Below are 24,321 nucleotides of genomic sequence, written 5' to 3'. Positions count from 1 at the left end.
CCTAGGGGCTGCTGAGGACGAGATCGGTCGCCACGATCTCGTCCTCGCCGTTGAGGTAGAGCGTCCAGCTGAACGCTGCGAAGCAGTCCTGGTGCTGCTGGTCGGGGACGATCGAGACCGAATCGACGGCCCCCGCGACGCGGGGGCGCTCCGGCTTGTCGCAACCGACGACCGCCGGAGCGCCCTCGGTCGCGGTCGGGGCTCCGCCGTCGGCCAGCAGGGCATTGAGCGCCGCCGCGGGGCCGACAGGGCAGGGCCGGCCGGCGTACTCCTGCTCACCCTGGGGACAGGCGTCCCATGACGATCCAGCCGAAGCCTCGGCGGCGGTGATGCGGCCTGCGAGCCGGCCACCGACGTGGATCGCGATCTCGGGCGCCCAGGTGGGCACGCTCTCGCCGGTCGCGGCACGGTAGGCGTCGCGCACCGCCGTGTCGACAGGGTCCGCTGGAGGCGCCGTCGGCGCGCTGCTGGCCGGGACCGAAGCTGGTGAGGTGCTGTCGCTCGCCTCGTCGGACGGTGCGCTGCAGGCCGCGAGGGCCGACGCGAGCGCCAGGCAGGACAACGCCACTGTGGCCCATCGGGAGATGCTGCGGGGGCGCGTCATCAGGGCCTCCAGTAGTTGTTGATCCACCAGCCCACTTTGTCGCGGAATGCCCCGGGAGCCGGGAACGCCCCGCCTGGGTCCCACTTGCCCGTCGTGGATGTCTCCGCATGGGCGCGGACGTAGCGCTTGCCGCGACCAAGACGGGTCACCACGGCGGCCGCGGCCTGCATCGCGGCATTCACCTGGGCGGACGAGGGCGCTTGGCCGAGCTGAGGGGCGTAGTCGACCTCGATGCCGATGTACATCGTGTTGCCGTCGCCGGCGGGCATCGGGCCGCTGGCTCGCGCGGTGTTGGCGTGGTTGGCGCGACCTGCAGCGATCACCCGGACCTTGCCGTTGTAGCCGACGAGGAGGTGGCACAGGGGACCGGAAAGGTCGGGACGCCCGTTGATCACGGTGCTCAAGCCGGGGAAAGGGTCGGCGTTGGACGATCGGTAGCCCGTGTGGTGCATCAAGACCCCGGCCGGCGCGAAGCTGCCGGGGCGCCTGCGGGAGCGCAACCCTGACTGCTCGATGACGGTGAGGAACTCGTCGCGGTAGAGGCGCTGCGCCAGCCACGTGGCGTCGGCCATCAGCTCGCTCCTGGGACCAGGTCGGCGACACACTCAGGGGTGGACGGCGGTGCCGCCGCGGCTGTCGCGGCGAGACCTGTCGCGCTGATCGTGCCTCCGGCCGCGCCAGCCAACAGGCCTCGTCGGGTCAGAGGGCGTTCCTGCGAAGGTTGGCTTCTTGGATTGCGGGCCATGCTCCGAGTAGCGCTGAGGCGCCCGCGGATGTCCATGAGAAGACAGATCCAGTTCGCAAAAACGCGAGAACCGGCTGCTGTGGTGCGACACGCGGCGGGTGCTCCGTCGTACCGGGGCCGGGTGAGGAACACTTGCCGCGTGCGCCTTTCCACCCTCCGTACCGCCCGTACCGCCGTGCCCGCCACCCTCGTCGCGCTGAGCCTCGTGCTCGCCGGCTGCGGTGGTGACGACGGCAAGAAGCCCGCGGCGGACGAGTCGTCGGCGCCCGCCCCCGCGCCGGAGGAGCCGGCCACCTGGCCGCTGACCGGGCTGGAGGCCAAGGACGGGCAGTCCGTCGAGCTCGACCACCCGGTCGTCGTCACCAAGATCGACAACTCCACCGCCAGCTCGCCGCAGATCGGCCTGAGCAAGGCCGACCTCGTCGTCGAGGAGCTGGTCGAGGGCGGGATCACCCGGCTCGCGGCGTTCTACTACTCGCAGCTGCCGGCCAACATCGGGCCGATCCGCTCGATGCGGGCCAGCGACATCGGCATCGTCTCGCCGGCCGACGGCGTGATCGCGACGAGCGGCGCGGCCGGGCAGACGATCAGCCGGGTCCAGGGCGCGAAGATCAAGTTCTTCCAGGAGGGCGGCCCGGGCTTCTACCGCGACAACAGCCGCCGGGCGCCGTACAACCTGTTCACCGACCTCAAGAAGGTCGCCAAGGCGGCCGAGGACGGCAAGGACGCGCGTCCGGCCGACTACCTGCCGTGGGGCACCGAGGCCGACTTCACCAACGGGCAGCCGGCCGGCTCCCTGCAGGCCGACTTCGGCAGCCACACCACGAGCTGGCAGTTCCAGGGCGGCAAGTACGTCAACAGCAACTCCAACGCCGCCCAGGGCGACCGCTTCCAGCCCGACAGCATCCTGGTGATCCGGGTCAAGATCACCGACGCCGGCTACCGCGACCCGGCCGGCAACTTCGTGCCGGAGAGCCACTTCGTGGGCAAGGGCAAGGCCCAGCTGTTCCACAACGGCCAGGTCGTCGAGGGCACCTGGAGCAAGGACAAGCTCGCCTCGGCCGTCTCCCTCGCCACCGCGGACGGCGCCCCGCTCAAGGTCCCGGCCGGCAAGGTCTGGATCGAGCTCGTCCCGGTCGACGCCGACAACGGGTCGGTCACCTACGGCAAGTGAGCCACTGACGGCTGACGCCGCCGCGCCCTACTCGGGCTCGGCGGCGTCGTCGTCCTCGGGGGCGTCCGCGTCGGTGGGGTCGTCGAAGGCGCTGGGCATCTCGATGCCCTGCTCGACCAGGCTCTGCACGCCGGCGAGCAGGAAGCCGATGGCGTGCTCGACCCGGCGGGCCGCGGCCTCGGGGTCGGTGGCGGTCGCGACGGACTCACCGGCCGACGACATCGCGCCGAAGAAGATCCGGGAGAAGGTCTGCAGCATGTCCTCGTCGAGCTGCCACGAGCCGGCGTCGAGGGTGGCCCGGACGATCTCGACGATATTGGCGAAGGTCGAGCGCTCCTCCTGCTCGCGGTAGCGCTCGTAGCCGAGCACGGCCGGGCCGTCCTGGATGACGATCCGGCGGTAGCGCGCCTCCTGGACCACCTCGAGGAAGGAGCGCAGTCCGCGCAGGGCCTTGAGCCAGGGGTCCTTCTCGGCGCGCAGCGCCTTCTGGATCCGCTTCGAGGACTCGAGCTCGACCCGCTCGAAGACCGACTCGAAGAGGGCCTGCTTGCCCGAGAAGTGGTGGTAGAGCGCGCCCTTGGTGACCCGCGCGCCCGAGACGATGGCGTCGAGCGAGGTCGCGGCGTAGCCCTTCTCGGCGAAGAGACCCTCGGCGACGTCGACCAGGGCCCGCTTCGTCGAGGCCGAGTACGCCGCCCGGCGCGAGGCCCCGGGCACCCCGGGGACCTTGGGGACGAGTTTCGAGACCGATGCCTTCGCCACCCGCTCAGCATAGGTGTGGCGCCACGTCGCGAGTGACAGCGGTCACGGATGCCGGTCACCACGGGGGTGGGCGGGATCACGGTGTCGTGCCGTTTGGCATACCCCTGGTCTGCGCCATACTCGTAGTACGTACCAGCGGTATGTCGGATACCCCGAGTTCAGCCGGCGCCGCTCGAGACCAAGGAGCTGACCATGACCTGGAAGGCCTTTCACTCACGGGGCGAGACCCTCCGCTCCGTGATCGCGACCTCGGCCGTCCGCCGCGACGGACTGCTGCCCATGGACGTCGACGGCGTGGCCGCGTCCTTCCGTGACGAGCTCGACCTGCTCGCCGCCCTCACGCTCAAGTGGCACACCCGGCTGTCCGGTCAGATCGAGCGGATGCTCGCGCACCAGCCGATGGACCTCGACCAGGCCGTCGCCATCGCCTGGAGCAACACCGCCCACGAGCTGCCCGGCGTCCGGATGATCATCGACCACTACCGCGCCCACCCCGTCGACGACGCGATGGCGCACGCCATGGCCGCCGCGCGGTTCAAGGAGCACCACCTGCTCGCCGTGATGGCCGGCCGGACCAGCATCGGCGACGAGGCCGCCGACCGGATCGGCGGCGAGATCGAGGAGCGGGCCCGCCTGCTGCACCGCGGCACCCCGATGATCACCCCCGACGCGGCGTACGCCGAGCCGGAGGTGCGCGGCTCGCTGCTCGAGCGGCTGCGCGCGGTCGTCGCCGCCTGAGACCCTTCTGAGTACGGCCCCGGGCCCGTCGCGAGCTCCCTCCCATCGCTCGCGCGGGTCCGGGGTCGCCTGCCTCCCGCTGCCCCCGGCTGGGGGATGATGGAGACATGTCGAGCGAGGTGCGCGCCCTGGCCCCCGGTCAGCTGCTGCTCGCGGCACCCGAGCTGCTCGACCCGAACTTCGCCGACACCGTCGTCCTCCTGCTCGACGTGAACGACGACGGCGCGCTCGGCGTCGTCCTCAACCGGCCGACGGCGCTGCCCGTCGCCGAGGTGCTGGGGGAGTGGGGCGACGTCGTCGAGGAGCCCGAGCTGCTCTTCCAGGGCGGCCCGGTCTCGACCGACGGCGCGCTCGCCGTCGCCCTGGCCGCGCCCGGTGGCGAGCAGGCGGCCGGCTTCCAGCCCCTGTGGGACCGGATCGGCCTGCTCGACCTCGACACCCCGCGCGAGCTCGTCGAGGGCACGGTCGACCGGCTCCGGATCTTCGCGGGCTACGCCGGCTGGGGGGCCGGCCAGCTCCAGGCCGAGATCGCCGAGGGCAGCTGGTACGTCGTCCCCGGGCACGTCGAGGACGTCTTCCTCGGCGACACCCGCGACCTGCGCCGTCAGGTGCTGCGCCGGCAGCCGGGGGACCTGGCGCTGCACGCGACCCGGCCGAGTGATCCTGAGCTGAACTAGCGGGGACCTGGGCGGGGTGGGGCGCGGTGGTGACGGACAACGCACACCTCCAACTTGAGACACCGCTGTCTCATGTGAGACTCTAGTGTCTCACTCACCAGGAGGCACGATGTCCACCCGCGACACGGTGCTGGCTGCCGCCCAGCGCCTGCTCACGACCGACCCGACCGCGTCGATGGCCCAGATCGCCACCGCGGCCGGGGTCGGCCGCGCGACCGTCCACCGGCACTTCGCGAGCCGCGAGGACCTGCTGCACGAGATCGGGGTCCGCTCGCTCGAGCGGTGGGCCGAGAGCCAGCGTGCGGCCGGTCTCGCCGAGGTCGTCGCCGCCGGCGACGCGGACCGGATCCGGGCCTGCCTCGAGGTGCTCATCGACGCCTTCGTCGTCGACGCCGACGAGATCGGCATCGCCCTGACCGACCCCACCGTGCTCAACGCGCCCGACCTGCGCGAGCGGGCCGACGCGCTCTTCACGCAGGAGGTCACCCTCTACGCCGCCGCGCAGGACGCCGGCGTGCTGCGCGCCGACGTCCCGGCGCGCTGGCTGGGGCACTCGCTCTACGGCCTTCTCATCGCCGTCCGCGACGCGCTCGTCAGCGGCGACATCGCCCGCCGCGACGCCGAGGCGCTCGTCCGGTCCACGTTCCTCGAGGGGGGTGCTGCCCGATGACCCCGCCGATCCCGGCCGACGCCACGGCCGCGACGCTCACCGAGCGCCAGAGCCGCCTCAGGTGGGGCGGGCTCGCCGTCCTCGCGGCCAGCCTGCTCGTCGTCGTGATGGACATGACCGTCCTCAACGTCGCGCTGCCCGACCTCACCGAGGACCTCCACGCGGGCGGCCTCGCCCAGCTGTGGATCGTCGACGTCTACTCGCTGGTCCTGGCCGGCCTGCTCGTCCCGCTCGCGGCCGTGGCCGACCGGTGGGGACGGCGCCGGATGCTGCTCACCGGCTTCGTCATCTTCGCGCTCGCCTCGCTCGGTGCGCTCGTCGCGCAGAGCCCCGGCGACGTGATCGTCGTCCGCGCGGTGCTCGGCATCGGCGGCGCGATGATCATGCCGGCCACGCTGTCGCTGATCCGCGCGCTCTTCCCCGACGCCCGCGAGCGGGCCTTCGCACTCGGCCTGTGGGCCGCGACCGCCGCCGTCGGCGGTGCGGTCGGCCCGATCGTCGGCGGCGCGCTGCTCAGCGCGTTCAGCTGGCACGCGGCCTTCCTCGTCAACGTGCCGCTCATGGTCGCCGCCCTCGTCGCCGGTCTCCTGCTGCTCCCCGAGAGCCGCTCCGAGCGGCCCGGCCGGGTCGACGCGATCGGCGTGCTGCTGTCGGTCGGGGGCATGGTCGCCGCCGTGTACGGCATCAAGCACCTCGGCAAGGGCGACCTGGACGCCGTCACGTTCGTCGCGCTCGCCGTCGGCGCCGCGCTGCTGACCGCCTTCGTGCGGCGCTGCCTGGCCCAGCCCGAGCCGATGCTCGCCGTCCGGCTGTTCGGCAACCCGGTCTTCCGCTCCGGCGTGATCACCGCGCTGGTCAGCAGCACGGTCGTGATGGCGCTGCTGTTCGTCGGCTCGCAGTGGCTCCAGCTGGTCCAGGGCTGGACCCCGCTCGTCGCGGGCGTCGCGCTGCTCCCCATGGCGCTCGGCGGCCTGATCGGACCGCCGCTGGCCCCCGCGATCGCCGCCCGGATCGGCGCGCGCACCGTGATCGTGGCCGGCCTGGTCGTGCTCGCGGCCGGCCTGCTCACGCTGTGGCTGCTGCCCCGCCCGATGCCGTACGCCGGCGTCGCCGTGGCCCTGCTCCTCGTCGGCTTCGGCTCGGCCGCGCTCGGCCTGGCCTCGGCGCTCATCATGGGCGCCGCGCCGGCCCACCAGGCGGGCTCGGCCGCCGCGGTCGAGGAGATGTCCTACGAGGTCGGCGGCGTGCTCGGCATCGCCGTGCTCGGCAGCATCGCCGGGCTGGTCTACCGCCAGGGGCTGCCCGCGGGAGCGGGCCACGCCGCGGAGGAGTCGCTCACCGGCGCGCTCGGCACCCCGGTCGAGCCGGCCGCCCTCGCGTCGTACACCGATGCGTTCGGGGCGGTCGGGCTGGTCGGCGCGGTGGTCACGCTCCTGGTCGCCTTCCTGGTCTGGCGACAGCTCCCGAAGGACGTCGATGTCTCCGGCGGGCACTGACGGCGACTAGAGTGGGGCCCGTGACCACGATCGGCTTCTCGACAGAAACGGACGTCCGCGAGGACCGCCGTACCGTCCCGACCGACGAGGGCGACCACGAGCGTTTCTCTCACTACGTCGACAAGGACAAGCTGACCGAGGCCATGGTCATGGGCACCCCCGTGGTCGCGCTCTGCGGCAAGGTCTGGGTGCCGAGCCGGGCGCCGGAGAAGTTCCCGGTCTGCCCGGACTGCAAGGAGATCTGGGAGAGCATCCCGCAGGGCGGCGACGGCGAAGGGTCCGGTTCCGACGCATGACCTCGCTCGGTCCGGCCTGGCCGGAGCGGGCAGCCTGGGGCACGGCGCCGTCGCTGCGTGCCTGGCAGTCTGCCGCGCTCGACGACTACCTCACCCGCAACCCGCGCGACTTCCTGACCGTCGCGACCCCCGGCGCCGGCAAGACGACGTTCGCGCTCACCGTGGCTGCCGAGCTGCTGGGCCGTCGCGTCGTCGACCGGCTGATCATCGTCGCGCCCACCGAGCACCTGAAGTCGCAGTGGGCCGAGGCGGCCGCCCGGGCGGGGCTGCCGATCGACCCGACGTACTCGGCGGGCAAGGGGAAGATCTCCAGCGACTACGTCGGCGTCGCAGTGACGTACGCCGGCGTCGGCGTCAACCCGCTCGCGCTGCGGATCCGCACCGAGCGCTTCCGCACGCTGGTGATCCTCGACGAGATCCACCACGCGGGCGACTCGCTCAACTGGGGTGAGGGCGTGCGCGAGGCGTTCGAGCCGGCCGCGCGCCGGCTCGCGCTGACCGGCACGCCGTTCCGCTCCGACATCAACCCGATCCCGTTCGTCACCTACGCGCCAGGCGAGGGCGGCTTCCCGACGTCGGTCCCGGACTACTCCTACGGCTACTCCGAGGCGCTGGCCGACCACGTCGTGCGGCCGGTGCTCTTCCTGGCCTACTCCGGCCAGATGAGCTGGCGCACCCGGGCCGGCGACGAGGTCGCCGCGTCGCTCGGCGAGCCGCTCACCAAGGACATGACCTCCCAGGCGCTGCGCACCGCCCTCGACCCGCAGGGCTCGTGGATGCCGTCGGTGCTCGCGGCCGCCGACAAGCGGCTCTCCGAGGTGCGCCGGCACGTCCCGGACGCCGGCGGCCTCGTCATCGCCTCCGACCAGGACAGTGCGCGGGCCTACGCCAAGCTGATCAAGGGGATCACCGGCGAGTCCGCGACCGTCGTCCTGTCCGACGAGAAGGCGTCGTCGAAGAAGATCTCGGAGTTCAGCGAGGGCGACTCGCGCTGGATGGTCGCGGTCCGGATGGTCTCCGAGGGCGTCGACGTGCCCCGGCTCGCGGTCGGCGTGTGGGCGACCACCACCTCGACCCCGCTCTTCTTCGCCCAGGCCGTCGGCCGGTTCGTCCGGGCCCGCAAGCGCGGCGAGATCGCGTCGGTCTTCCTGCCGTCGGTGCCGAACCTGCTGTCGTTCGCGGCCGAGCTCGAGGCGCAGCGCGACCACGTCCTCAAGCGCAAGGTCAGCGACGACGGCGACATCTTCGCCGCCGAGGACGAGCTGCTGGCCCAGGCCAATGCCGCCGACGGCGCCTCCGACGAGCTCGAGGCGCTGCCCTTCGAGGCGCTCGGCTCCGAGGCCCGCTTCGACCACGCGCTGTACGACGGCGCGCAGTTCGGGCACGAGGGCGAGGTGCACGTCGGCTCCGAGGAGGAGATGGACTTCCTCGGCATCCCCGGCCTGCTCGAGCCGGACCAGGTCAGCGCCCTGCTCCAGCAGCGCCAGGCCGACCGCCGTCGTACCCGGACCGGACCGGCGGCCGACGAGCGCGCCGCCGACACCGTCGCCGAGGTGACGACCCACGAGCACCTGGGACTGCTGCGCCGCGAGCTCAACGGGCTCGTCGCCTCGTGGCACCACCGCACCGGCCAGGCGCACGGCATCACCCACGCCGCTCTGCGCAAGGAGTGCGGCGGCCCGGCGGCCGCGGTCGCCAACGCCGACCAGCTGCAGAAGCGGATCGACCGGATCCGGGAGTGGTCGGTCCGCAAGACCTCCTAGTCCTGCGGCTCGAAGGGCCGGACGCCCGGCCCCGGGCGGGTGGCGACCTCGCGCGGGTCGGCGAGGTGGTGCCCGGCCGCGCAGCGGACCTCGACGTGCACCTCCTCGGCGCACTCGTCGTCGCGGTGCACGAAGACCGTCGGCGGGCCGCCGGGATCGGCCAGGTACCGGTCGCCCCAGTGGCTGATCGCGAGCAGCACCGGCTGGAGCTCGAGCCCCATCGCGGTGAGCCGGTACTCGTGCCGGGTGCGCGCGCCGTCGGCGCGGTAGGGGACCTTGCGCAGGATGCCCTGGTCGACGAGCGCGGCCAGCCGGTTGGTGAGCACCTGGCGGGGGATCCCCGCGTGCCGGCGGATGTCGTCGAAGCGCCGCACGCCCAGGAAGACCTCGCGCAGCACGACCACCGTCCACCGCTCGCCCAGGATCGCCATCGCCCGTCCCAGCGTGCAGTTGTCGACCGACCAGGCGAGGGCCGGGGGGCTGGTCTCGGTGGGGGCGGCGGTGCTGCTCATCGGGCCAGCATAGAGCGATCTAGGTCTCGTTGACAGACCCAGCCTCGGACTGGTCTGATGGCGCCATGACTGAGTCCGCGATCCAGACCCAGGTGAACCCCGCCGAGCTCGACGGGCTCGCCCAGCTGCAGGCCATGCGCGACGGCCTGCTCCCCGCGGCGCCGATCGCCGAGACCCTCGGCTTCGCCGGCTTCGACGTCCCCGAGCGGGGGACGGCGATCTTCGAGCTCGACCCGGAGCTGCGCCACTACAACCCCATCGGCAGCGTGCACGGCGGCGTCTACGCCACCCTGCTCGACTCCGCGTGCGGGTGCGCCGTGCACTCGACGCTCGGCGTGGGGGAGGGCTACACCTCGCTCGACCTCACCGTGAAGTTCCTGCGCGCGGTCACCGTCGACTCCGGCCGGCTGCGCGCGGTCGGGAGCGTGCTCCAGCGCGGACGTCGTACGGCGCTCGCCGAGGCCAAGCTGTACGACGGGAGCGGCAAGCTCGTCGCCTACGCGTCGTCGTCCTGCATGATCTTCAGCTGAGCGGCCAGGTCGGGTCGACCTGGCGGACGATCGACGGCTCGTCCGGCCGCTCGGCGAAGTAGCGCGTGCCGACCTCGGCCAGGTGCAGGAAGAGCGGGTCCTCCAGCATCGTCGCCATCTCGTCGGCGGTGAGGCCGACCTCCGCGTCCGGGCCGACCGCCTGCACGCCCCACTCGAGGAAGAAGTTGTCGCCGACCACGAGCACGCCGGCGCCGTGCCTGCCCCGGCCCGGGTTGTCGGACTGGTTGCCCCCGACCGTGAACTCCCGGTCGGCGAGGTAGTCGAGCTCGCCCGCGATGGTTCCGTCGACGCAGTCGGTGACGTCCCAGCGGAAGTCGGCCTCGGCCGCGACCTGGCGCAGCCCGGCGCAGCCGCTCGTGCCGGGCTGGTCGGCGCGCGGCCCTTCGTAGCCACCGATGGTCAGCCAGGAGTCGAGGCGCGGGGCTCCGGAGACCGTGCGGAGCAGCGGCGCCGAGCCGGGCTCGCGGGTGAGGGTGACTCCTCCGAAGCGACGCGGCAGCAGGGCCTCCCAGGTCGCCGCGAAGGCATCGAGCCAGGCCTGCTCGGTGATCCGCGGGCTCGCCATCGCTCGCGCGACGGCCTCCTCCGCCGTGGTGCGCCGCGGGTCGGCGGGAGGGCGGGGGCTCCGGGCCGTGGCATCGGTCGCGACGTCCGGGGCGGCGGGCGGGTCGTTGTCGACGGCGGCGTACCCGAGCCCGGCCACGACGGCGACGGCCGCGGCCGACGCGCCCGCGCGGAATGTGCGGCGGCGCCGGAGCCGTCGTCGCCCCGCGACGCGGGCACGGCCGACGACGTCGGTCATCGGCTCCAGGGTGGCCAGCTCGTCGGCGATGGCGGTGCGGAGATCCTCGGTGGTCGGGCTCATGGGGCTTCCTCCTGGCTGGTCGGTACGACGGAGACCCGCTCGGCGAAGCTGTCGCCCAGGGCGTCCCGCAGCTTGGCGAGACCCCGGCTGGCGCTGGACTTCACGTTGCCGGTGCTGGTGCCGAGCAGGGCGGCGGTCTGCTCGACGCTGAGGTCCTCCCAGTAGCGGAGCACGACGACGGCGCGCATCCGCGCCGGCAGCGTGCCGAGTGCCTCGACCACGGTCAGGGTGCGGGCCGGGTCGCGGTCCGGCCCGGCGCCGTCGCCCAGCCGGTGCAGGGCCTGCTCCCGGTCCCGGCGACGCGCGGTGCGCCAGTGCTCGCGCAGCATCGTGCGCCGGGCGTACGGTGCCGGGTCCTCGATCCGCGGCCACGCGACGTACATCGCGGTGAGCGTCGTCTGGACCAGGTCCTCGGCCGCGGCGCGGTCACCGCACAGCAGGTAGGCCTGGCGGAAGAGCCGTTGCTGGGCCGCGCCCGCGAAGACGGTGAAGTCGTCGCGGGCGTCGTCCGCTCCGTGCCCGGTCCTGCCCAGCATCGCTCTCCTCGTCGCCGTCCCGGTGGTTCCTCATCATGCTGGAGGCGCGAGGGGCGAGCGAGGTTGCTTCGGAGCCGCAGGCTCGTGGCTCAGGCCAGGTCGCCGAGCGCCTCGGCCTGCGCCTCCTCGGGCGAGTGCGGTGCCGGGACGGCGTCGCCGTGCAGGGCGGTGTGGACCGTGCGGGCGCCGGCCAGCATGACCGCGACGCCGACGGCGACCGCGATCCCGCCGAACCAGAACGGTGCGGCCGAGCCCTGGTGCTCGGCGAGCTTGAGGGCGACGTAGGGGCCGACCGCGCCGCCGGTGAACCGCACGAACGAGTACGCCGCGGAGGCGACGGGCCGCTCGACGGGGGCGGCGCCCATGACGGCCTCGGTGACGAGGGTGTTGATCACGCCGAGGAAGGCGCCGGCGACGATGATGCCGACGGTGACGACGCCGGAGTGGGAGGCGCCGAGGGCCATCACGATCAGGTCGGCGGCGAACAGGGTCAGCGCGCCGATGAGGGCGGGGACGGTGCCGATCCGGCGCTGGATCCAGGGGGCGAGGGCGACCGAGGCGACGGCGAGGAGGATGCCCCAGCCGAAGAAGATCCAGCCGATCTGCATGATCCCCGCCTCGGGCAGGGCGAAGGGGCCGGCCGCGAGGAGCGAGAAGAAGCCCAGGTTGTAGCAGACCGCGACCGCGGCGATGACGGCCAGCGCGGGATAGGCGAGGGCGCGGAACGGGTCCGCGAGCGTCGTGCGGCGGGCGGCCGGCGGGGTCGCGGGCAGGAAGATCGCGGTGGCGACCAGGGCGATGGTCATGAGCACCGAGACGCCGAAGAAGGGCCCGCGCCACGAGTGCTCGCCGAGCAGGCCGCCGACGAGGGGGCCGGAGGCGATGCCGAGGCCGAGAGCGGCCTCGAACAGGATGATCGCCTGCGCCAGCGAGCCCTTCGACGCGCTGACGATGGTGGACAGCGCGGTCGCGATGAAGAGCGCGTTGCCCAGGCCCCAGCCGGCCCGGAAGCCGATCACGGCGCCGACGGAGCCGGACATGCCGGCCAGGCCTGCGAAGACGATGATGAGGACCAGGCCGGTGAGCAGCGTCTTCTTGGCGCCGATCCGGGTGGAGACCACGCCGGTGATGAGCATCGCGACGCCCATCACGGCCATGTAGCTGGTGAACAGCAGCGACACCTGGCTGGGCGTCGCTTCGAGCTTGGCCGCGATCTCCTTGAGGATCGGGTCGACCAGGCCGATGCCCATGAAGGCGATGACGCAGGCGAAGGCGACCGCCCAGACCGCGCGCGGCTGGCGGAGGAACGAGCCGCCGGGGGCGGCGTGGGTCGGGGTGTGCGTGCCGGAGTCGGCGGTGGCGGTCACGAGGTTCCTTCCGAGGTGGGTTCGAGGACGGCCTGGAGCACGGCCACGGCGGTCGCGAGGTCGTCGGCGGTGAGATCGGTACGACGGGCGAGGCGCTCGGAGACGAGCGCGGCGCTGAGCCGCCGGATGCGGCGCAGCTCGGCGCGGCCGTCGGCGGTGAGGGCGACCAGGCTGCCGCGGGCGTCGGCCGGGTTGGGCTCCTTGGTCACCCAGCCGAGCTCGACGAGCTGGCGGACCTGGCCGGTCATCGTCGGCTGCGAGCAGCGGTCGACCTGGGCGAGCGCGGTGATCCCGAGGGGGCCGAGCTCGTCGAGGATCGAGAGCACCCGGGTGCCGGCACTGGGTGCGTGCTCGCGCCGGACCAGCCGGACGAGACGGGCGGCCTGGACGGTCAGGTCGCCGGCGAGGGCGTCGACGTCGGGGGTGCTCACGTCCGCCCAATTTACATTGGAAACCTATGCATGTCACGTGTCGGTGGCACACGCCACACTGGTGCCATGCCGACCTACGTCGCCTTCCTGCGCGCCATCAACCTCGGGCCGAACCGCAAGTTCGCCAAGGCCGACATCCTCACCGCGACCGAGGCGGCCGGTGCGACCGGCGTCCAGACGCACATCAACACGGGCAACGTCCTGCTCACCACGCCGCTGCGCTCGCGGGCCAAGGTCGAGGCGGCGCTCGAGGCGGCCTACGAGGCGCAGGCCGGGTTCGCCGTCCCGACCATCGTCTACACGCCCGCCGAGCTCGTCGCGATCGCCGACGACGCCCGCGAGCTGAGCGCCGCGCGGCCCGACCTCGAGCGGCACTACGTCTACCTGCTCAAGGACGACCCCGACCCTGCGCTCGTCGCCGAGGTCGAGGCGCGCAGCGACGACGTCAACGCGATCGTCGTCCGGGAGCGCGCGGCACACCTCCTGCTCGGGCCGGGCTACCAGGCCGGCGGCGTCGACCCCTACAAGACCGAGAAGGCGCTCCGCGTGGTCGCCACCAACCGCAACTTCAACGTGGTCACCACGCTGGCCGACAAGTGGTGCTCGTAGCCGCGCCGAACCCTTGTGACACCATGGGACCGTGACGACCGCGAGCCCGGAGAAGGTCGATCCGGGAGTCCAGAAGGACCTCGCCCCGGACGACATCACGCTCGCCGACACCCCCTGGGTGACGGTGGTGTGGAACGACCCCGTGAACCTGATGTCCTATGTCACCTTCGTCTTCCAGAAGCACTTCGGCTACGGCAAGAAGAAGGCCGAGAAGCTGATGATGGAGGTCCACGAGGACGGCAAGTCCGTGGTCAGCAGCGGCACCCGCGAGGAGATGGAGCGCGACGTGCAGGCGATGCACGAGTACGGCCTGTGGGCGACCCTTTCGAAGGCGGAGTAGGCACACCAGCGACATGACCTCTGGATTCGTCCGGCACCGCCGGAGCAAGCGCATCATCGCGACCTTCTCGGCCTTCGAGGCCGACCTGCTGCGCTCGCTCGCCGCCCAGCTCGTCGAGCTCCTCCACGACGAGTCCGCCGTCGCCGCCACGGAGGTCGACCCCCTCGAGAAGCTCCTCGACTTCTCCGGGCCCACCACCGAGCCCGAGGACCCGGTGCTGCGCCGGCTCTTCCCCAACGCCTACCGCTGCGACGACGACGCGGCTGCCGAGTTCCGCCGCTTCACCGAGGGCGACCTCCGCAACGGCAAGGCCCGCGCCGCCGGCACGATCATCGACGTCCTCGACGAGGCCGGCCTGCCGCCGGAGCCCACCGACGAGGACCTCACCATCGACGTCGAGCTCGAGCAGGAGACCGCGCTGGTCTGGATGCGGTCGTTCACCGACCTGCGCCTGGCGCTGGGCACCCGGCTCGAGGTCGAGGACGGCGACGAGGACTACTGGTATTCGCTGCCCGACGACGACCCGCGCGCCCAGGCGCACCACATCTACGAGTGGCTGGGCTTCCTGCAGGAGACGCTGGTCGGCTCGCTGTCCTGAGCCTGCCGGTGCCGCTACTCGGCGGCCGGCTTCACCGCCAGCACCGGGCTGTGCGCCTCGAGGATGATCCGCTGCGCCACGCTGCCCAGCAGCAGCTTGCCGACGGGCGTGCGGTGCCGGATGCCGACGACGATCAGCGTTGCCTGCTCCTCCTCGGCGGCCGCGACGACGGCGTCGGCGACGTCCGGCACCACCTCGTGACGAACGACGACGGTCAGCCCCTCGGCGACCAGCCGGTCGCGCACGGCCTCGATGTCCGCGTCGTGCGCGAAGCGGCGGTCGACGAGGCTGCCGCCCTGGGTGGCGTTGACGATCACCAGGCGGGTGCCGTCCTTGCGGGCCAGGCCCACGGCGTGGTCGAGCGCGGCCTCGCCGTAGCGATCGGCGCTGTAGGCGACGACGATGCTCATCGGTTCACCAGCTCCTCGGTCTCGTCGTTCTCGGTGGGGGTGGCGGGGGCGGCAGGCGTCCGGCGGCCGCGGACCGCGCCGACGGCCATGGCGACGAGCATCAGGCCGATCACGGCGTACACGGCCACGGCGACGGGCTCGCCCCACAGGGTGCTGACGTCTCCGTCGGAGATCTGCAGCGCGGTGGTGAGCTGGAGCTCGAGCGCCGGGCCGAGGATGACGCCGACGATCAGCGGCAGCACGGGCAGCCCGAAGCGGCGCATCGCCAGGCCCAGCAGGCCGAGCGCGACGAGGAGCGCGAGGTCGAACGGAGCGAAGTTCGCGGTGTAGGCGCCGAGCGTGGCGAAGAACAGGATGCCGGCGTAGAGCTGCGGCCGCGGGATCTGCAGCAGCTTGGCCCACAGCGGCGCCATCGGCAGGTTGATGACGAGCAGCAGCGCGTTGGCGATGACCAGGCTGGCGAGCAGACCCCAGACGAGGGCGGGCTCGTTGGTGAGCAGCTGCGGTCCGGGCTGGATCCCGTAGCTCTGCAGGGCCAGCAGCATGATCGTCGCGGTGGCGGTGGTCGGCAGGCCGAGCGTGAGCAGGGGGAGCATGGTGCCGGCGGCGGACGCGTTGTTGGCGGCCTCCGGGCCGGCGACGCCCTCGATGGCGCCCTTGCCGAACTCCTCGGGGTGCTTCGAGAGCTTCTGCTCGGTCGCGTAGGAGAGGAAGGTCGGGACCTCGGCGCCGCCGGCCGGCACGGCGCCGAACGGGAAGCCGAAGGCGGTGCCGCGCAGCCACGGCTTCCAGGAGCGCTTCCAGTCGTCGCGGCTCATCCAGGGCTGCCCGACGGGGATGATCTCGAGCGGCTTGCGGCGCAGGTGGGCGGCGACCCAGAGCGCCTCGCCGATCGCGAAGATGCCGACCGCGACCACGACGACGTCGATGCCGTCGGCGAGCTGGGCATTGCCGAAGGTGAGCCGGGCCTGGCCGGTCGCGGTGCCGACCAGGGCGATGCCCAGGCCGAGGAAGAGCGAGATGAAGCCGCGGAGCTTGGACGAGCCGAGCACCATCGTGACCGCGAAGAACGCCAGCACCATCACCGCGAAGTACGACGGCGCACCCAGCGTCACCACGATGTCGGCGACCCGGGGGACCAGCACCCACAGCAGGACGGTGCCGATCGTGCCGGCCACGAAGGAGCCGATCGCGGCCGTGGCGAGGGCCTGGGCGGCGCGCCCGGACTTCGCCATCTTGTTGCCCTCGATCGCCGTGATCACCGAGGAGGACTCGCCGGGTGTGTTGAGCAGGATCGAGGTGGTCGAGCCGCCGTACATGCCGCCGTAGTAGATGCCGGCGAACATGATGATCGCGCTGTCGACGCCGACGCTGTAGGTCACCGGCAGCAGCAGCGCCAGTGCCATCGCCGGGCCGATGCCGGGCAGCACGCCGACGGCGGTGCCGAGCAGCACGCCGATGAGCGCGAAGAGCAGGTTCTCCGGGGTGAGGGCGGTCTGGAAGCCGTCGAGCAGCAGGTCCATCAGAGCACTCCGTCCAGGATGCCGGCGGGGATGGGCAGGCCCAGCCCGACGTAGAAGCCGTACCAGCTGCCGAACGAGAGCGCGGCGCCGATCGCGAGATTGCGGACCCAGGTCCGGCTGCCGAGCACGTACGTCGTGCCGGCGAACAGCAGTGCGCCGGTGATCGCCCAGCCGAGCCAGTCGATGAGCAGCAGGTTCGCGACGAGGACGGCGACCAGCAGGCCGATCGTGCGCAGGTCGGTGCCCTGGCTGAGGTCGACGTCCTCGCCCTCCTCGGCCTCGGGCTTGTCGCCGCGGGCGGTCGCGACGGCGAGGAGGACGCCGAGCAGGAGCAGGGCGGCGCCGACGAGGTAGGGCAGCGCGTAGGGCTGCACGGGCTGGTCGGCGAACGCCTTGTCGAGGGTCGAGGCGTCGTACAGGACGTAGCCGCCGGCGATCACGAGGAAGCCGGCGAGGCCGTACTGGGCCTTGTCGACGACCGTGGCGCTCGCCCGCGTCTCCCCGGTGGGATTGGTGTCGGTGGTGGTCATGCGAGTCCCAGCTCCTTGAGGGTGTCGGCGACGCGGGCGTCCTGCTCGACGAGGAAGTCCTCGAACTCCTGGCCGGTCGCGAAGTTGTCGCTCCAGCCGTTGTCGGCCAGCGCCTCCTTCCACTCCTTCGTGGCGTGCATCTCGGTGAGGAGGTCGGTGAGGTAGGTGCGCTGCGCGTCGGAGATGTCCGGCGGCGCGAGGACGCCGCGCCAGTTGGTGAAGATCAGGTCGACGCCCGCCTCGGTGAGGGTCGGTGCGTCGATGCCGTCGAGGCGCTCGTCGCCGGAGACCGCGAGGACCCGGAGCTTGCCCTCCTCGATCTGCGACTCGAACTCGCCGAGGCCGGACATGCCGACGTCGATCTTCTCGCCGAGGAGCGCGGTGGTGAGCGGCCCGCCGCCGTCGTAGGGGATGTAGCGGACGTCCTTGGGCGCGACGCCGACCGTGTCGGCGAGCTGCATCGGGAACAGGTGGTCGGGACCGCCGGGGCTGGAGCCGCCGCCGACGGTGACCTTGCCGGGGTCCTTCTTCCAGGCCTCGACCAGGTCGGCGAGCGTCTTGAAGGGGGAGTGGGCGGGCACGAGGATGCCCTCCTGCTCCTCGACCAGCCGGGCGATCGGCGTCATCTTGAGCGGCGTGGCCTCGGACTTGTTGGTGTAGACCGCGCCGACGACGCCGAGGCCCATCACCATCATCAGGTCGTCGGAGCCCTTCTCGTTGAGCAGCCGCTGCATCGCGACGGTGCCGCTGGCACCCTGGATGTTGCGGATCTCGAAGCGGCCGGTCAGCTCGTTGTCCTGCATCGCGCGGGCCGCGGCGCGACCGGTGAGGTCGTAGCCGCCGCCGGGGCTGTTCGGGATGAACATCCGCAGGCGCCGGTTGTCCGGGTCGTCGGCGCCGCGGGTGACCCCGCAGCCGGCGGCGAGCACGGTGAGCGCCAGCGCGATGAGGAGCGCCAGTAGGCGATGCATGGAACCTCCGGGTCGGGTCGTGACCGCCGTCACGTGCGATCCGTGCCAGCATGGCGGTGGGCTGTGGCGGTCGTCACGCTTGCGGACGTAGAGGAGGTTGTGGTCGTTGTGGTCGCCCCTGCGGCGCGGTGAGCTGACGCTCGCGGCGAAGGTGCTGCTCCTGCAGCTCACCGTCATCGTGACCCTGCTCGTCGCGGTCGGCGTGCTGAGCATCCGGCAGTCCAATGCGGACTTCGCCGAGGAGCGTGGCGCGCAGATGCGCAACGCCGCCGAGTACGTCGCCGGTCTCCCCGTCGTGCGCGGCGAGCTCGACCGGGTGCGCCACGGCGAGGCCGCGGCCGGCGGCATCCCGTCGACGCTCGCGCCCTACCTCGAGTGGGGGATCGCCACGCGCGGTGCGCAGACGGTGACCGTGGTGTCGGTCGACGGCGTGGTGCTCGCGGCGACCGACCCGAGCCGGGTCGGCGACCGGGCCGCGCTCGGCAGCAGCGACGCGCTCGAGGGCCGCGGGTGGTCCGGTGACGTCGCGCCCGACGGCCATCCCGCCGTCGCCGCCCACGTGCCCGTCATCTCCGAGGCCGACGGCGCCCTGCTGGCGATCGTGACGGCCGAGGTGGAGTACCCCACCCTGGCCGACCAGGTCGCCACGGCCGCCCCCGACCTCGGGCTCTTCCTCGGCCTGGGCGCGCTGCTCGGGCTGATCGGCACCTGGTTCGTCTCGCGCGTCGTCCGCCGCTCCACCCGGGGCCTGGGCACCACCGAGCTCGCCAACCTCGCCGACCACCGCGAGGCCCTGCTCCACGCGATCCGCGAGGGCGTCGTCGGGGTCGGCACCGACGGCCGGGTGACCGCGATGAACGACGCCGCCCGCACCACGCTGGGCCTCGACGCCGGACCCGATCCCGTCGGTCGGCACGTCGACGACCTCGGCCTCGACCCCCACGTCGTCGCGCTGCTGACCGGCGAGGGCGCCGACGTCCGCGACGCGCTGGCGCTCGTGGGCACCCGGGTCGTCGTCTTCAACCGCGGGCGGGCGTCGTCCGGCGGGCGGGGCATCGGGACGGTGACCACGCTGCGCGACCGCACCGAGCTGGTCTCGCTGCAGAGCCAGCTCAGCTCGAACCTCTCCATCACCGACACCCTCCGCGCGCAGACCCACGAGTTCGACAACCGGCTGCACACGATCTCCGGCCTCGTCCAGCTGGGGGAGTACGACGAGCTGGCCGCGCTCGTCGGCACCCTCACCCGGCGCCGGGCCGAGATCGAGGAGTACGTCGCCAAGCGGCTCGCCGACCCCGCCGTCGCCGCGCTGGTGCTGGCCAAGCACGCCGTCGCCGAGGAGCGCGGCGTCACGCTGGAGCTCGACCCCGGCTCCCGGCTGGGTGCGCTCGAGCCGGGGCTGGGTGCCGACCTGACGACCGTCCTCGGCAACCTCGTCGACAACGCGGTCGACGCCTGCGCGGGGCACCGCGACGCGACGGTCGAGGTCTGGCTGCACGCCGACGACGAGGCGGTCCACCTGCGGGTGCGCGACACCGGGCCGGGGATCGCGCCCGAGCTGCGCGACACCGTCTTCGTGCGCGGCTTCTCCACCAAGGACCACGACCACGCCGGGGTCGTCGGCGGCCGTGGGATCGGGCTGGCCCTGGTCCGGCTGATCTGCACCCAGCGCGGCGGCACGGTCGTCGTCGACGACGCCGACCCGGGCAGCGGCCGCGCGGGCGGCGGTGGAGCCGAGTTCCGGGTGGTCCTCCCGCTGCGGCCGGTGCTCGGCCAGGATGGTGCACCGTGACGACTGTGCTGCGGGTGCTCGTGGTCGACGACGACTTCATGGTCGCGCGCATCCACGGCCGCTTCGTCGAGCAGACCGACGGCTTCGAGGTCGTCGGCACCGCGCGCACCGGCGAGGAGGCGCTCGCGCTCACCGCCGAGCTGCGCCCCGACCTGCTCCTCCTCGACGTGCACCTGCCCGACCTCACCGGCCTCGAGGTGCTCGAGCGGCTGCGGGGCCGCGGCGACGACGTCGCGGTCGTCATGGTGACCGCCGAGCGCGGCGCGACCGCCGTCCGCGCGGCCCTCCACGGCGGCGCGCTCCAGTACCTCGTCAAGCCCTTCGAGTACGACGACCTGGCCGACCGCCTGCGCACGGTGGCGGCCACGCTCGCCAGCCTCGGTGGCGCCGAGGTCGACCAGGCGGCGATCGACCGCGCGTTCGGCGCGGCCCGGGCCGGCGGTCCCGGCGGCGCGGGCGGCCTGCCGGCGTCGCTGCCGAAGGGGCTCAGTGCCGAGACGGCCGACCTGGTCCTCGCCGCCGCGCGCCGCGCGGGCGAGATCTCCGCCTCCGAGACCGCCGAGCAGCTCGGCCTCGCCCGGGTCACGGCGCGGCGCTACCTGGAGCACTTCGTCGACGCCGGCACGGCCGAGGTGCGGCTGCAGTACGGCGGGACCGGACGCCCGGAGCGTCGCTACCGCGTCACGTCGTAGGCTGGTCCCAGCGAGTCCGCCGACCCAGCTGGAGCCATCATGACCGCGATCGACGACCGCCCCGAGCCCCCGGCCCTCCGGGCCACCATGGGTGCCGACCACCAAGGCCCGTGGGAGCGCTTCGCCCTGGCCCTCTTCATCGCCGTGCCCTTCCTCGCCATCCTCGCCGCGATCCCGATCGCGTGGGGCGGCTGGCTCGGCTGGAGCGACATCGCGATCACCTTCGTGATGTACGGACTCACCCTCCACGGCATCACCGTCGGCTTCCACCGGCTCTTCACGCACAAGTCGTTCAAGCCCAACCGGGCCGTGAAGATCACCCTCGCCATCGCCGGCTCGATGGCGATCGAGGGGCCCGTGATCCGCTGGGTCGCCGACCACCGCAAGCACCACAAGTTCTCCGACAAGGACGGCGACCCGCACTCGCCGTGGCGCTACGGCAACAGCCTGCGCGGCCTCACCAAGGGCTTCGTGTGGGCCCACGTCGGCTGGCTCTTCGACCCCGAGCAGACCCCGATCGACAAGTACGCCCCCGACCTGGCCAAGGACCGCGACCTGGTCCGCATCTCGCGCACCTTCTGGGTGTGGGTGCTCACCTCGATCTTCCTGCCGCCGGTCCTCGGCTTCCTGCTCACCTGGTCGTGGCAGGGCGCGCTCACCGCCTTCTTCTGGGGCACCGTCGTGCGGATCGGCCTGATCCACCACGTCACCTGGTCGATCAATTCGATCTGCCACACGCTGGGGGAGCGGCCGTTCGCCTCCCGCGACTTCTCGGGCAACGTGTGGTGGCTGGCGATCCCGTCCGGCGGCGAGTCGTGGCACAACCTCCACCACGCCGACCCGACGTCCGCGCGGCACGGCGTGAAGCGCTTCCAGCTCGACTCCTCGGCCCGGATCATCTGGCTGCTCGAGAAGGCCGGCTGGGTGCGCGACGTCCGGTGGCCCACGGCGGAGCGGATCCGGGCCAAGTCCGTGGCGTGAGCCCGGTTCGGCCGGGGTGGGGCCGACGCCCTACCCTGGACCGGTGCTGCAGATCGACCGGACGACGTACGACGCCCTCGTCGCGCACGCCAAGCGGGACCACCCCGTCGAGGCGTGCGGCATGGTGGTGGGCCCGATCGGGAGCGACCGCGCCGAGCGGCACATCGAGATGGTCAACGCCGCGGGCAGCCCGACGTTCTACGAGTACGACTCGACCGACCTCCTCCAGCTCTACAAGGAGATGGACGAGCGCGACGAGGAGCCGGTGGTGATCTACCACTCGCACTCCGAGACCGAGGCGTACCCGAGCGTGACCGACATCAACCTGGCCGGGGAGCCCGGTGCCCACTACGTGCTGGTCAGCACGCGGGAGCACGGGAATAACGAGGGCCCCGTGGAGTTCAGGTCCTACAGAATCATCGACGGCGTCGTGACCGAGGAAGAGGTCACCATCGTCGACGCCGTCGCCCCTTCAGAGGAGAGCAGCTGACATGGCCATCGAGGTCCGGATCCCGACCATCCTGCGCACCTACACCGGTGGTGAGAAGGCGGTCAACGCCGACGGCGCCAACCTGAGCGCGCTCATCGACTCCCTCGAGGCGAACCACCCCGGCATCAAGGACCGCCTCATCGACGGCGGCGACCTGCGCCGGTTCGTGAACATCTACATCAACGACGAGGACGTCCGCTTCATCGGCAGCCTCGAGGCCGCGCTCTCCGACGGCGACCAGGTCGTCATCCTGCCGGCGGTCGCCGGCGGCGCGCGCTGATCCCGCAGATCCGCTGATCCGATGACGCGCTACGACAGCCTGCTCGCCTCCGTCGGCAACACGCCGCTCGTCGGGCTCCCGCGGCTGTCGGCGCCGTTCAACACCGCGGGTGCTCCGCAGGTGCGGATCTGGGCCAAGCTCGAGGACCGCAACCCGACCGGCTCGATCAAGGACCGCCCGGCCCTGAAGATGATCGAGGAGGCCGAGAAGGACGGCACGCTCCGTCCCGGCTGCACGATCCTCGAGCCGACGTCGGGCAACACCGGCATCTCGATCGCCATGGCGGCCAAGCTCAAGGGCTACCGCACCGTCTTCGTGATGCCCGAGAACACCTCCGAGGAGCGGCGCCAGCTGCTGCGGATGTGGGGGGCCGAGATCGTCTCCTCGCCGGCCGCCGGCGGCTCCAACGAGGCGGTCCGGGTGGCCAAGCAGATCGCGGCGGAGCACCCCGACTGGGTGATGCTCTACCAGTACGGCAACGCCGCCAACGCCCTCGCGCACGAGGAGGGCACCGGTCCCGAGCTGCTCGCCGACCTGCCCTCGATCACCCACTTCGTCGCCGGCCTGGGGACGACGGGCACGCTGATGGGCGTCTCGCGGTTCTTCCGCCGGGCCCAGCCCGAGGTCAGGATCGTGGCCGCCGAGCCGCGCTACGGCGAGCTGGTCTACGGCCTGCGCAACCTCGACGAGGGCTTCGTGCCCGAGCTCTACGACGCCGAGCTGATCGACAGCCGGTTCTCCGTCGGCCCGCGCGACGCCGTCCGGCGGGTGCGTGAGCTGCTCGAGCTCGAGGGCATCTTCGCCGGCATCTCCACCGGCGCGATCCTGCACGCCGCGCTCGGCCAGGCCGCCAAGGCGGTCAAGGCCGGCGAGGCGGCCGACATCGCGTTCGTGGTGGCCGACGGCGGCTGGAAGTACCTCTCCACCGGCGCCTACGAGGGCACCGTCGACGAGGCCGAGGACCGGCTCGAGGGTCAGCTCTGGGCCTGATGGCTCCGCAGACCGGCGAGCCGGAGGTCATCGACTCCCTCGGCCACCACACGGCGTGGTGGCGCGAGCTCGTCGGGCCCGCCGCGGCCGGCCGGTCGGTGCTCATCGCGACCAACTGGATCCGCACGCCACGGCTGCCGGTCTCCTGGGGCGAGCACGTGCACCCCGACCACGAGATGCTCTGGGGCTCCGACGGCAAGGTCGGCGTCCAGGTCGCCGGGCGGGACTACTGGGTGCCGGCCAGCTACGGCCTGTGGATCCCGGCCGGCGTCCCGCACGCGGCGTGCGCGGTGTCGGGCACCGGCTTCAACTGCACCTGGATCGACCGGGCGCGCTCGCCGGTCGACGCGACCGAGCCGGTGCTGCTGCCGATGTCGCCCCTGCTCGTCGACCTGCTCGACCACCTCCGCATCGACGCCACGGCTCCCGAGCGCCGGCGCCGGGCCGAGGAGTTCGCGCTCGACCTGCTGGCTCCCGACGTCCGCGGTCCGCTCTCCGTGCCCCGGCCCACGAGCGCCGCCGCGCGCCGGGTCGCCGACGCGGTGCTCGCCGAGCTGACCGTGCCGCGCACCGCCGAGGAGTGGGCCGGCGAGTTCGGGATGAGTGCGCGCAGCCTCAACCGCGCCTTCGTCGCCGAGACCGGCCTCGCCTTCGGGCAGTGGCGCAGCCGGGCCCGGATGGCGCTGGCCGCGACCCTGCTCGACCAGGGCCGGACGGTCGCCTCGGTGGCCCGCCAGGTCGGCTACCGCACGCCGAGCGCGTTCATCGCGGCCTACCGCCGGACGACCGGAACCAGCCCGGCCCGGCACCGGCAGCACATGACCCACGTCACCTGATGTCGCGTTCGCGACATCCTCTGTCCGGTTCGCGCACCAACCGGCGGCCGTAGCCGTTGCCAGCGGGCGCCGCGATCTCCACTCTTGGTCAG

Annotated in this window: 30 protein-coding genes; 18 read left to right on the top strand and 12 right to left on the bottom strand. The window is 72.6% G+C overall.

Annotated features, from left to right (window positions below; translation table 11 throughout):
* Position 1: 1 nt before the first annotated feature.
* On the bottom strand, positions 2–604 hold the full coding sequence (locus tag BM223_RS12090; RefSeq protein ID WP_141267467.1) for a hypothetical protein: 603 nt from the start codon (positions 602–604) through the stop codon (positions 2–4).
* Complete coding sequence (locus BM223_RS12085) at positions 604–1,176, bottom strand: peptidoglycan recognition protein family protein (RefSeq protein WP_052138354.1); 573 nt, start codon at positions 1,174–1,176, stop codon at positions 604–606. The genes BM223_RS12090 and BM223_RS12085 overlap by 1 nt, the downstream gene beginning before the upstream one ends.
* Before the next feature lie 312 nt (positions 1,177–1,488).
* Here BM223_RS12085 and BM223_RS12080 point away from each other — a divergent pair, with 312 nt between their 5' ends.
* Entirely contained in the window at positions 1,489–2,523 is a 1,035-nt protein-coding gene (locus BM223_RS12080; protein WP_158510183.1) for a DUF3048 domain-containing protein, read from the top strand.
* 27 nt (positions 2,524–2,550) lie between these two features.
* Here the strand turns inward: BM223_RS12080 and BM223_RS12075 are convergent, their stop codons facing one another.
* Entirely contained in the window at positions 2,551–3,285 is a 735-nt protein-coding gene (locus BM223_RS12075; protein WP_038677617.1) for a TetR/AcrR family transcriptional regulator, read from the bottom strand.
* 237 nt (positions 3,286–3,522) lie between these two features.
* On the opposite strand from BM223_RS12075, the gene BM223_RS12070 reads away from it, so the two are divergent.
* The 6 genes from BM223_RS12070 to BM223_RS12045 all read left to right on the top strand — a co-directional run bounded on the left by BM223_RS12070 (position 3,523) and on the right by BM223_RS12045 (position 8,925).
* The gene (locus tag BM223_RS12070; RefSeq protein ID WP_235319199.1) at positions 3,523–4,023 is read left to right on the top strand and encodes a hypothetical protein; all 501 of its coding nucleotides are present in this window, start codon (positions 3,523–3,525) and stop codon (positions 4,021–4,023) included.
* Between the two features lie 107 nt (positions 4,024–4,130).
* Positions 4,131–4,700, top strand: coding sequence for a YqgE/AlgH family protein (locus BM223_RS12065; protein ID WP_038677620.1), 570 nt, complete (start codon positions 4,131–4,133; stop codon positions 4,698–4,700).
* A gap of 109 nt (positions 4,701–4,809) precedes the next feature.
* On the top strand, positions 4,810–5,370 hold the full coding sequence (locus tag BM223_RS12060; protein ID WP_038677622.1) for a TetR/AcrR family transcriptional regulator: 561 nt from the start codon (positions 4,810–4,812) through the stop codon (positions 5,368–5,370).
* Complete coding sequence (locus BM223_RS12055; RefSeq protein WP_052138355.1) at positions 5,367–6,866, top strand: MFS transporter; 1,500 nt, start codon at positions 5,367–5,369, stop codon at positions 6,864–6,866. The genes BM223_RS12060 and BM223_RS12055 overlap by 4 nt, the downstream gene beginning before the upstream one ends.
* Positions 6,867–6,895: 29 nt before the next feature.
* Entirely contained in the window at positions 6,896–7,162 is a 267-nt protein-coding gene (locus BM223_RS12050) for a DUF3039 domain-containing protein (RefSeq protein WP_052139255.1), read from the top strand.
* Positions 7,159–8,925 (top strand): DEAD/DEAH box helicase, encoded by a 1,767-nt coding sequence (locus BM223_RS12045; protein WP_038677625.1) that lies wholly within the window; start codon positions 7,159–7,161, stop codon positions 8,923–8,925. The genes BM223_RS12050 and BM223_RS12045 overlap by 4 nt, the downstream gene beginning before the upstream one ends.
* On the opposite strand, the gene BM223_RS12040 is transcribed toward BM223_RS12045, so the two are convergent.
* Positions 8,922–9,437 (bottom strand): winged helix-turn-helix transcriptional regulator, encoded by a 516-nt coding sequence (locus tag BM223_RS12040; RefSeq protein ID WP_038677627.1) that lies wholly within the window; start codon positions 9,435–9,437, stop codon positions 8,922–8,924. The genes BM223_RS12045 and BM223_RS12040 overlap by 4 nt on opposite strands.
* Positions 9,438–9,502: 65 nt before the next feature.
* On the opposite strand from BM223_RS12040, the gene BM223_RS12035 reads away from it, so the two are divergent.
* Positions 9,503–9,967: a PaaI family thioesterase gene (locus BM223_RS12035; RefSeq protein WP_052138356.1), complete on the top strand. Its 465-nt coding sequence runs from the start codon at positions 9,503–9,505 to the stop codon at positions 9,965–9,967.
* Here BM223_RS12035 and BM223_RS12030 read toward each other — a convergent pair.
* The 4 genes from BM223_RS12030 to BM223_RS12015 form a co-directional block, all read right to left on the bottom strand.
* Positions 9,960–10,853, bottom strand: coding sequence for a hypothetical protein (locus BM223_RS12030; RefSeq protein WP_038677630.1), 894 nt, complete (start codon positions 10,851–10,853; stop codon positions 9,960–9,962). The genes BM223_RS12035 and BM223_RS12030 overlap by 8 nt on opposite strands.
* A complete protein-coding gene (locus BM223_RS12025) occupies positions 10,850–11,389 on the bottom strand; it encodes a SigE family RNA polymerase sigma factor (protein WP_052138357.1) in 540 nt (179 codons plus the stop codon). Before BM223_RS12025 ends, BM223_RS12030 begins: the two co-directional genes overlap by 4 nt.
* Positions 11,390–11,478: 89 nt before the next feature.
* Positions 11,479–12,756: an MFS transporter gene (locus tag BM223_RS12020; RefSeq protein WP_038677631.1), complete on the bottom strand. Its 1,278-nt coding sequence runs from the start codon at positions 12,754–12,756 to the stop codon at positions 11,479–11,481.
* Positions 12,753–13,187, bottom strand: a complete 435-nt coding sequence (locus tag BM223_RS12015) for a MarR family winged helix-turn-helix transcriptional regulator (RefSeq protein WP_038677632.1) — start codon at positions 13,185–13,187, stop codon at positions 12,753–12,755. The genes BM223_RS12020 and BM223_RS12015 overlap by 4 nt, the downstream gene beginning before the upstream one ends.
* A gap of 66 nt (positions 13,188–13,253) precedes the next feature.
* On the opposite strand from BM223_RS12015, the gene BM223_RS12010 reads away from it, so the two are divergent.
* The 3 genes from BM223_RS12010 to BM223_RS12000 are packed head-to-tail and all read left to right on the top strand — an operon-like array spanning position 13,254 to position 14,734.
* Positions 13,254–13,796 (top strand): DUF1697 domain-containing protein, encoded by a 543-nt coding sequence (locus BM223_RS12010; protein WP_038677633.1) that lies wholly within the window; start codon positions 13,254–13,256, stop codon positions 13,794–13,796.
* 31 nt (positions 13,797–13,827) lie between these two features.
* A complete protein-coding gene (clpS, locus tag BM223_RS12005; protein ID WP_038677635.1) occupies positions 13,828–14,136 on the top strand; it encodes an ATP-dependent Clp protease adapter ClpS in 309 nt (102 codons plus the stop codon).
* 13 nt (positions 14,137–14,149) lie between these two features.
* Entirely contained in the window at positions 14,150–14,734 is a 585-nt protein-coding gene (locus BM223_RS12000) for a DUF2017 domain-containing protein (protein WP_038677636.1), read from the top strand.
* 14 nt (positions 14,735–14,748) lie between these two features.
* On the opposite strand, the gene BM223_RS11995 is transcribed toward BM223_RS12000, so the two are convergent.
* From BM223_RS11995 to BM223_RS11980, 4 genes are read right to left on the bottom strand one after another with little or no spacing between them, the layout of a single operon-like run.
* Complete coding sequence (locus BM223_RS11995) at positions 14,749–15,144, bottom strand: universal stress protein (protein WP_038677637.1); 396 nt, start codon at positions 15,142–15,144, stop codon at positions 14,749–14,751.
* Complete coding sequence (locus BM223_RS11990) at positions 15,141–16,667, bottom strand: tripartite tricarboxylate transporter permease (protein ID WP_038677638.1); 1,527 nt, start codon at positions 16,665–16,667, stop codon at positions 15,141–15,143. The genes BM223_RS11995 and BM223_RS11990 overlap by 4 nt, the downstream gene beginning before the upstream one ends.
* The gene (locus BM223_RS11985) at positions 16,667–17,197 is read right to left on the bottom strand and encodes a tripartite tricarboxylate transporter TctB family protein (RefSeq protein WP_038677640.1); all 531 of its coding nucleotides are present in this window, start codon (positions 17,195–17,197) and stop codon (positions 16,667–16,669) included. Before BM223_RS11985 ends, BM223_RS11990 begins: the two co-directional genes overlap by 1 nt.
* Positions 17,194–18,168, bottom strand: coding sequence for a Bug family tripartite tricarboxylate transporter substrate binding protein (locus tag BM223_RS11980; protein ID WP_038677642.1), 975 nt, complete (start codon positions 18,166–18,168; stop codon positions 17,194–17,196). Before BM223_RS11980 ends, BM223_RS11985 begins: the two co-directional genes overlap by 4 nt.
* Before the next feature lie 106 nt (positions 18,169–18,274).
* On the opposite strand from BM223_RS11980, the gene BM223_RS11975 reads away from it, so the two are divergent.
* The 7 genes from BM223_RS11975 to BM223_RS11945 are packed head-to-tail and all read left to right on the top strand — an operon-like array spanning position 18,275 to position 24,229.
* A complete protein-coding gene (locus BM223_RS11975; RefSeq protein WP_075018567.1) occupies positions 18,275–19,960 on the top strand; it encodes a sensor histidine kinase in 1,686 nt (561 codons plus the stop codon).
* The gene (locus BM223_RS11970) at positions 19,957–20,652 is read left to right on the top strand and encodes a response regulator (protein ID WP_235319201.1); all 696 of its coding nucleotides are present in this window, start codon (positions 19,957–19,959) and stop codon (positions 20,650–20,652) included. Before BM223_RS11975 ends, BM223_RS11970 begins: the two co-directional genes overlap by 4 nt.
* A 39-nt stretch (positions 20,653–20,691) precedes the next feature.
* The gene (locus BM223_RS11965; RefSeq protein WP_038677645.1) at positions 20,692–21,633 is read left to right on the top strand and encodes an acyl-CoA desaturase; all 942 of its coding nucleotides are present in this window, start codon (positions 20,692–20,694) and stop codon (positions 21,631–21,633) included.
* Positions 21,634–21,676: 43 nt separating this feature from the next.
* Positions 21,677–22,123, top strand: a complete 447-nt coding sequence (locus BM223_RS11960; RefSeq protein WP_038677648.1) for a M67 family metallopeptidase — start codon at positions 21,677–21,679, stop codon at positions 22,121–22,123.
* A 1-nt stretch (position 22,124) separates the two neighbouring features.
* Complete coding sequence (locus tag BM223_RS11955; RefSeq protein ID WP_038677649.1) at positions 22,125–22,403, top strand: MoaD/ThiS family protein; 279 nt, start codon at positions 22,125–22,127, stop codon at positions 22,401–22,403.
* A gap of 21 nt (positions 22,404–22,424) precedes the next feature.
* Positions 22,425–23,393, top strand: a complete 969-nt coding sequence (locus BM223_RS11950; protein WP_038677651.1) for a PLP-dependent cysteine synthase family protein — start codon at positions 22,425–22,427, stop codon at positions 23,391–23,393.
* Positions 23,393–24,229: a helix-turn-helix domain-containing protein gene (locus tag BM223_RS11945; protein WP_052138358.1), complete on the top strand. Its 837-nt coding sequence runs from the start codon at positions 23,393–23,395 to the stop codon at positions 24,227–24,229. The genes BM223_RS11950 and BM223_RS11945 overlap by 1 nt, the downstream gene beginning before the upstream one ends.
* The last annotated feature ends 92 nt before the right edge of the window (positions 24,230–24,321 follow it).

It is taken from the genome of Pimelobacter simplex (assembly GCF_900114845.1).
Lineage (GTDB): Bacteria > Actinomycetota > Actinomycetes > Propionibacteriales > Nocardioidaceae > Nocardioides > Nocardioides simplex.
This window is presented reverse-complemented; position numbering and strand designations above follow the sequence as displayed.

What these genes read in the sequence shown, in the direction of transcription:
- BM223_RS12090 (WP_141267467.1), bottom strand. Translation starts at nt 604, where the DNA reads ATGACGCGCCCCCGCAGCATCTCCCGATGGGCCACAGTGGCGTTGTCC.
- BM223_RS12085 (WP_052138354.1), bottom strand. Translation starts at nt 1,176, where the DNA reads ATGGCCGACGCCACGTGGCTGGCGCAGCGCCTCTACCGCGACGAGTTC.
- BM223_RS12065 (WP_038677620.1), top strand. Translation starts at nt 4,131, where the DNA reads ATGTCGAGCGAGGTGCGCGCCCTGGCCCCCGGTCAGCTGCTGCTCGCG.
- BM223_RS12060 (WP_038677622.1), top strand. Translation starts at nt 4,810, where the DNA reads ATGTCCACCCGCGACACGGTGCTGGCTGCCGCCCAGCGCCTGCTCACG.
- BM223_RS12055 (WP_052138355.1), top strand. Translation starts at nt 5,367, where the DNA reads ATGACCCCGCCGATCCCGGCCGACGCCACGGCCGCGACGCTCACCGAG.
- BM223_RS12045 (WP_038677625.1), top strand. Translation starts at nt 7,159, where the DNA reads ATGACCTCGCTCGGTCCGGCCTGGCCGGAGCGGGCAGCCTGGGGCACG.
- BM223_RS12040 (WP_038677627.1), bottom strand. Translation starts at nt 9,437, where the DNA reads ATGAGCAGCACCGCCGCCCCCACCGAGACCAGCCCCCCGGCCCTCGCC.
- BM223_RS12035 (WP_052138356.1), top strand. Translation starts at nt 9,503, where the DNA reads ATGACTGAGTCCGCGATCCAGACCCAGGTGAACCCCGCCGAGCTCGAC.
- BM223_RS12030 (WP_038677630.1), bottom strand. Translation starts at nt 10,853, where the DNA reads ATGAGCCCGACCACCGAGGATCTCCGCACCGCCATCGCCGACGAGCTG.
- BM223_RS12025 (WP_052138357.1), bottom strand. Translation starts at nt 11,389, where the DNA reads ATGCTGGGCAGGACCGGGCACGGAGCGGACGACGCCCGCGACGACTTC.
- BM223_RS12010 (WP_038677633.1), top strand. Translation starts at nt 13,254, where the DNA reads ATGCCGACCTACGTCGCCTTCCTGCGCGCCATCAACCTCGGGCCGAAC.
- BM223_RS12000 (WP_038677636.1), top strand. Translation starts at nt 14,150, where the DNA reads ATGACCTCTGGATTCGTCCGGCACCGCCGGAGCAAGCGCATCATCGCG.
- BM223_RS11995 (WP_038677637.1), bottom strand. Translation starts at nt 15,144, where the DNA reads ATGAGCATCGTCGTCGCCTACAGCGCCGATCGCTACGGCGAGGCCGCG.
- BM223_RS11990 (WP_038677638.1), bottom strand. Translation starts at nt 16,667, where the DNA reads ATGGACCTGCTGCTCGACGGCTTCCAGACCGCCCTCACCCCGGAGAAC.
- BM223_RS11985 (WP_038677640.1), bottom strand. Translation starts at nt 17,197, where the DNA reads ATGACCACCACCGACACCAATCCCACCGGGGAGACGCGGGCGAGCGCC.
- BM223_RS11980 (WP_038677642.1), bottom strand. Translation starts at nt 18,168, where the DNA reads ATGCATCGCCTACTGGCGCTCCTCATCGCGCTGGCGCTCACCGTGCTC.
- BM223_RS11965 (WP_038677645.1), top strand. Translation starts at nt 20,692, where the DNA reads ATGACCGCGATCGACGACCGCCCCGAGCCCCCGGCCCTCCGGGCCACC.
- BM223_RS11955 (WP_038677649.1), top strand. Translation starts at nt 22,125, where the DNA reads ATGGCCATCGAGGTCCGGATCCCGACCATCCTGCGCACCTACACCGGT.
- BM223_RS11950 (WP_038677651.1), top strand. Translation starts at nt 22,425, where the DNA reads ATGACGCGCTACGACAGCCTGCTCGCCTCCGTCGGCAACACGCCGCTC.
- BM223_RS11945 (WP_052138358.1), top strand. Translation starts at nt 23,393, where the DNA reads ATGGCTCCGCAGACCGGCGAGCCGGAGGTCATCGACTCCCTCGGCCAC.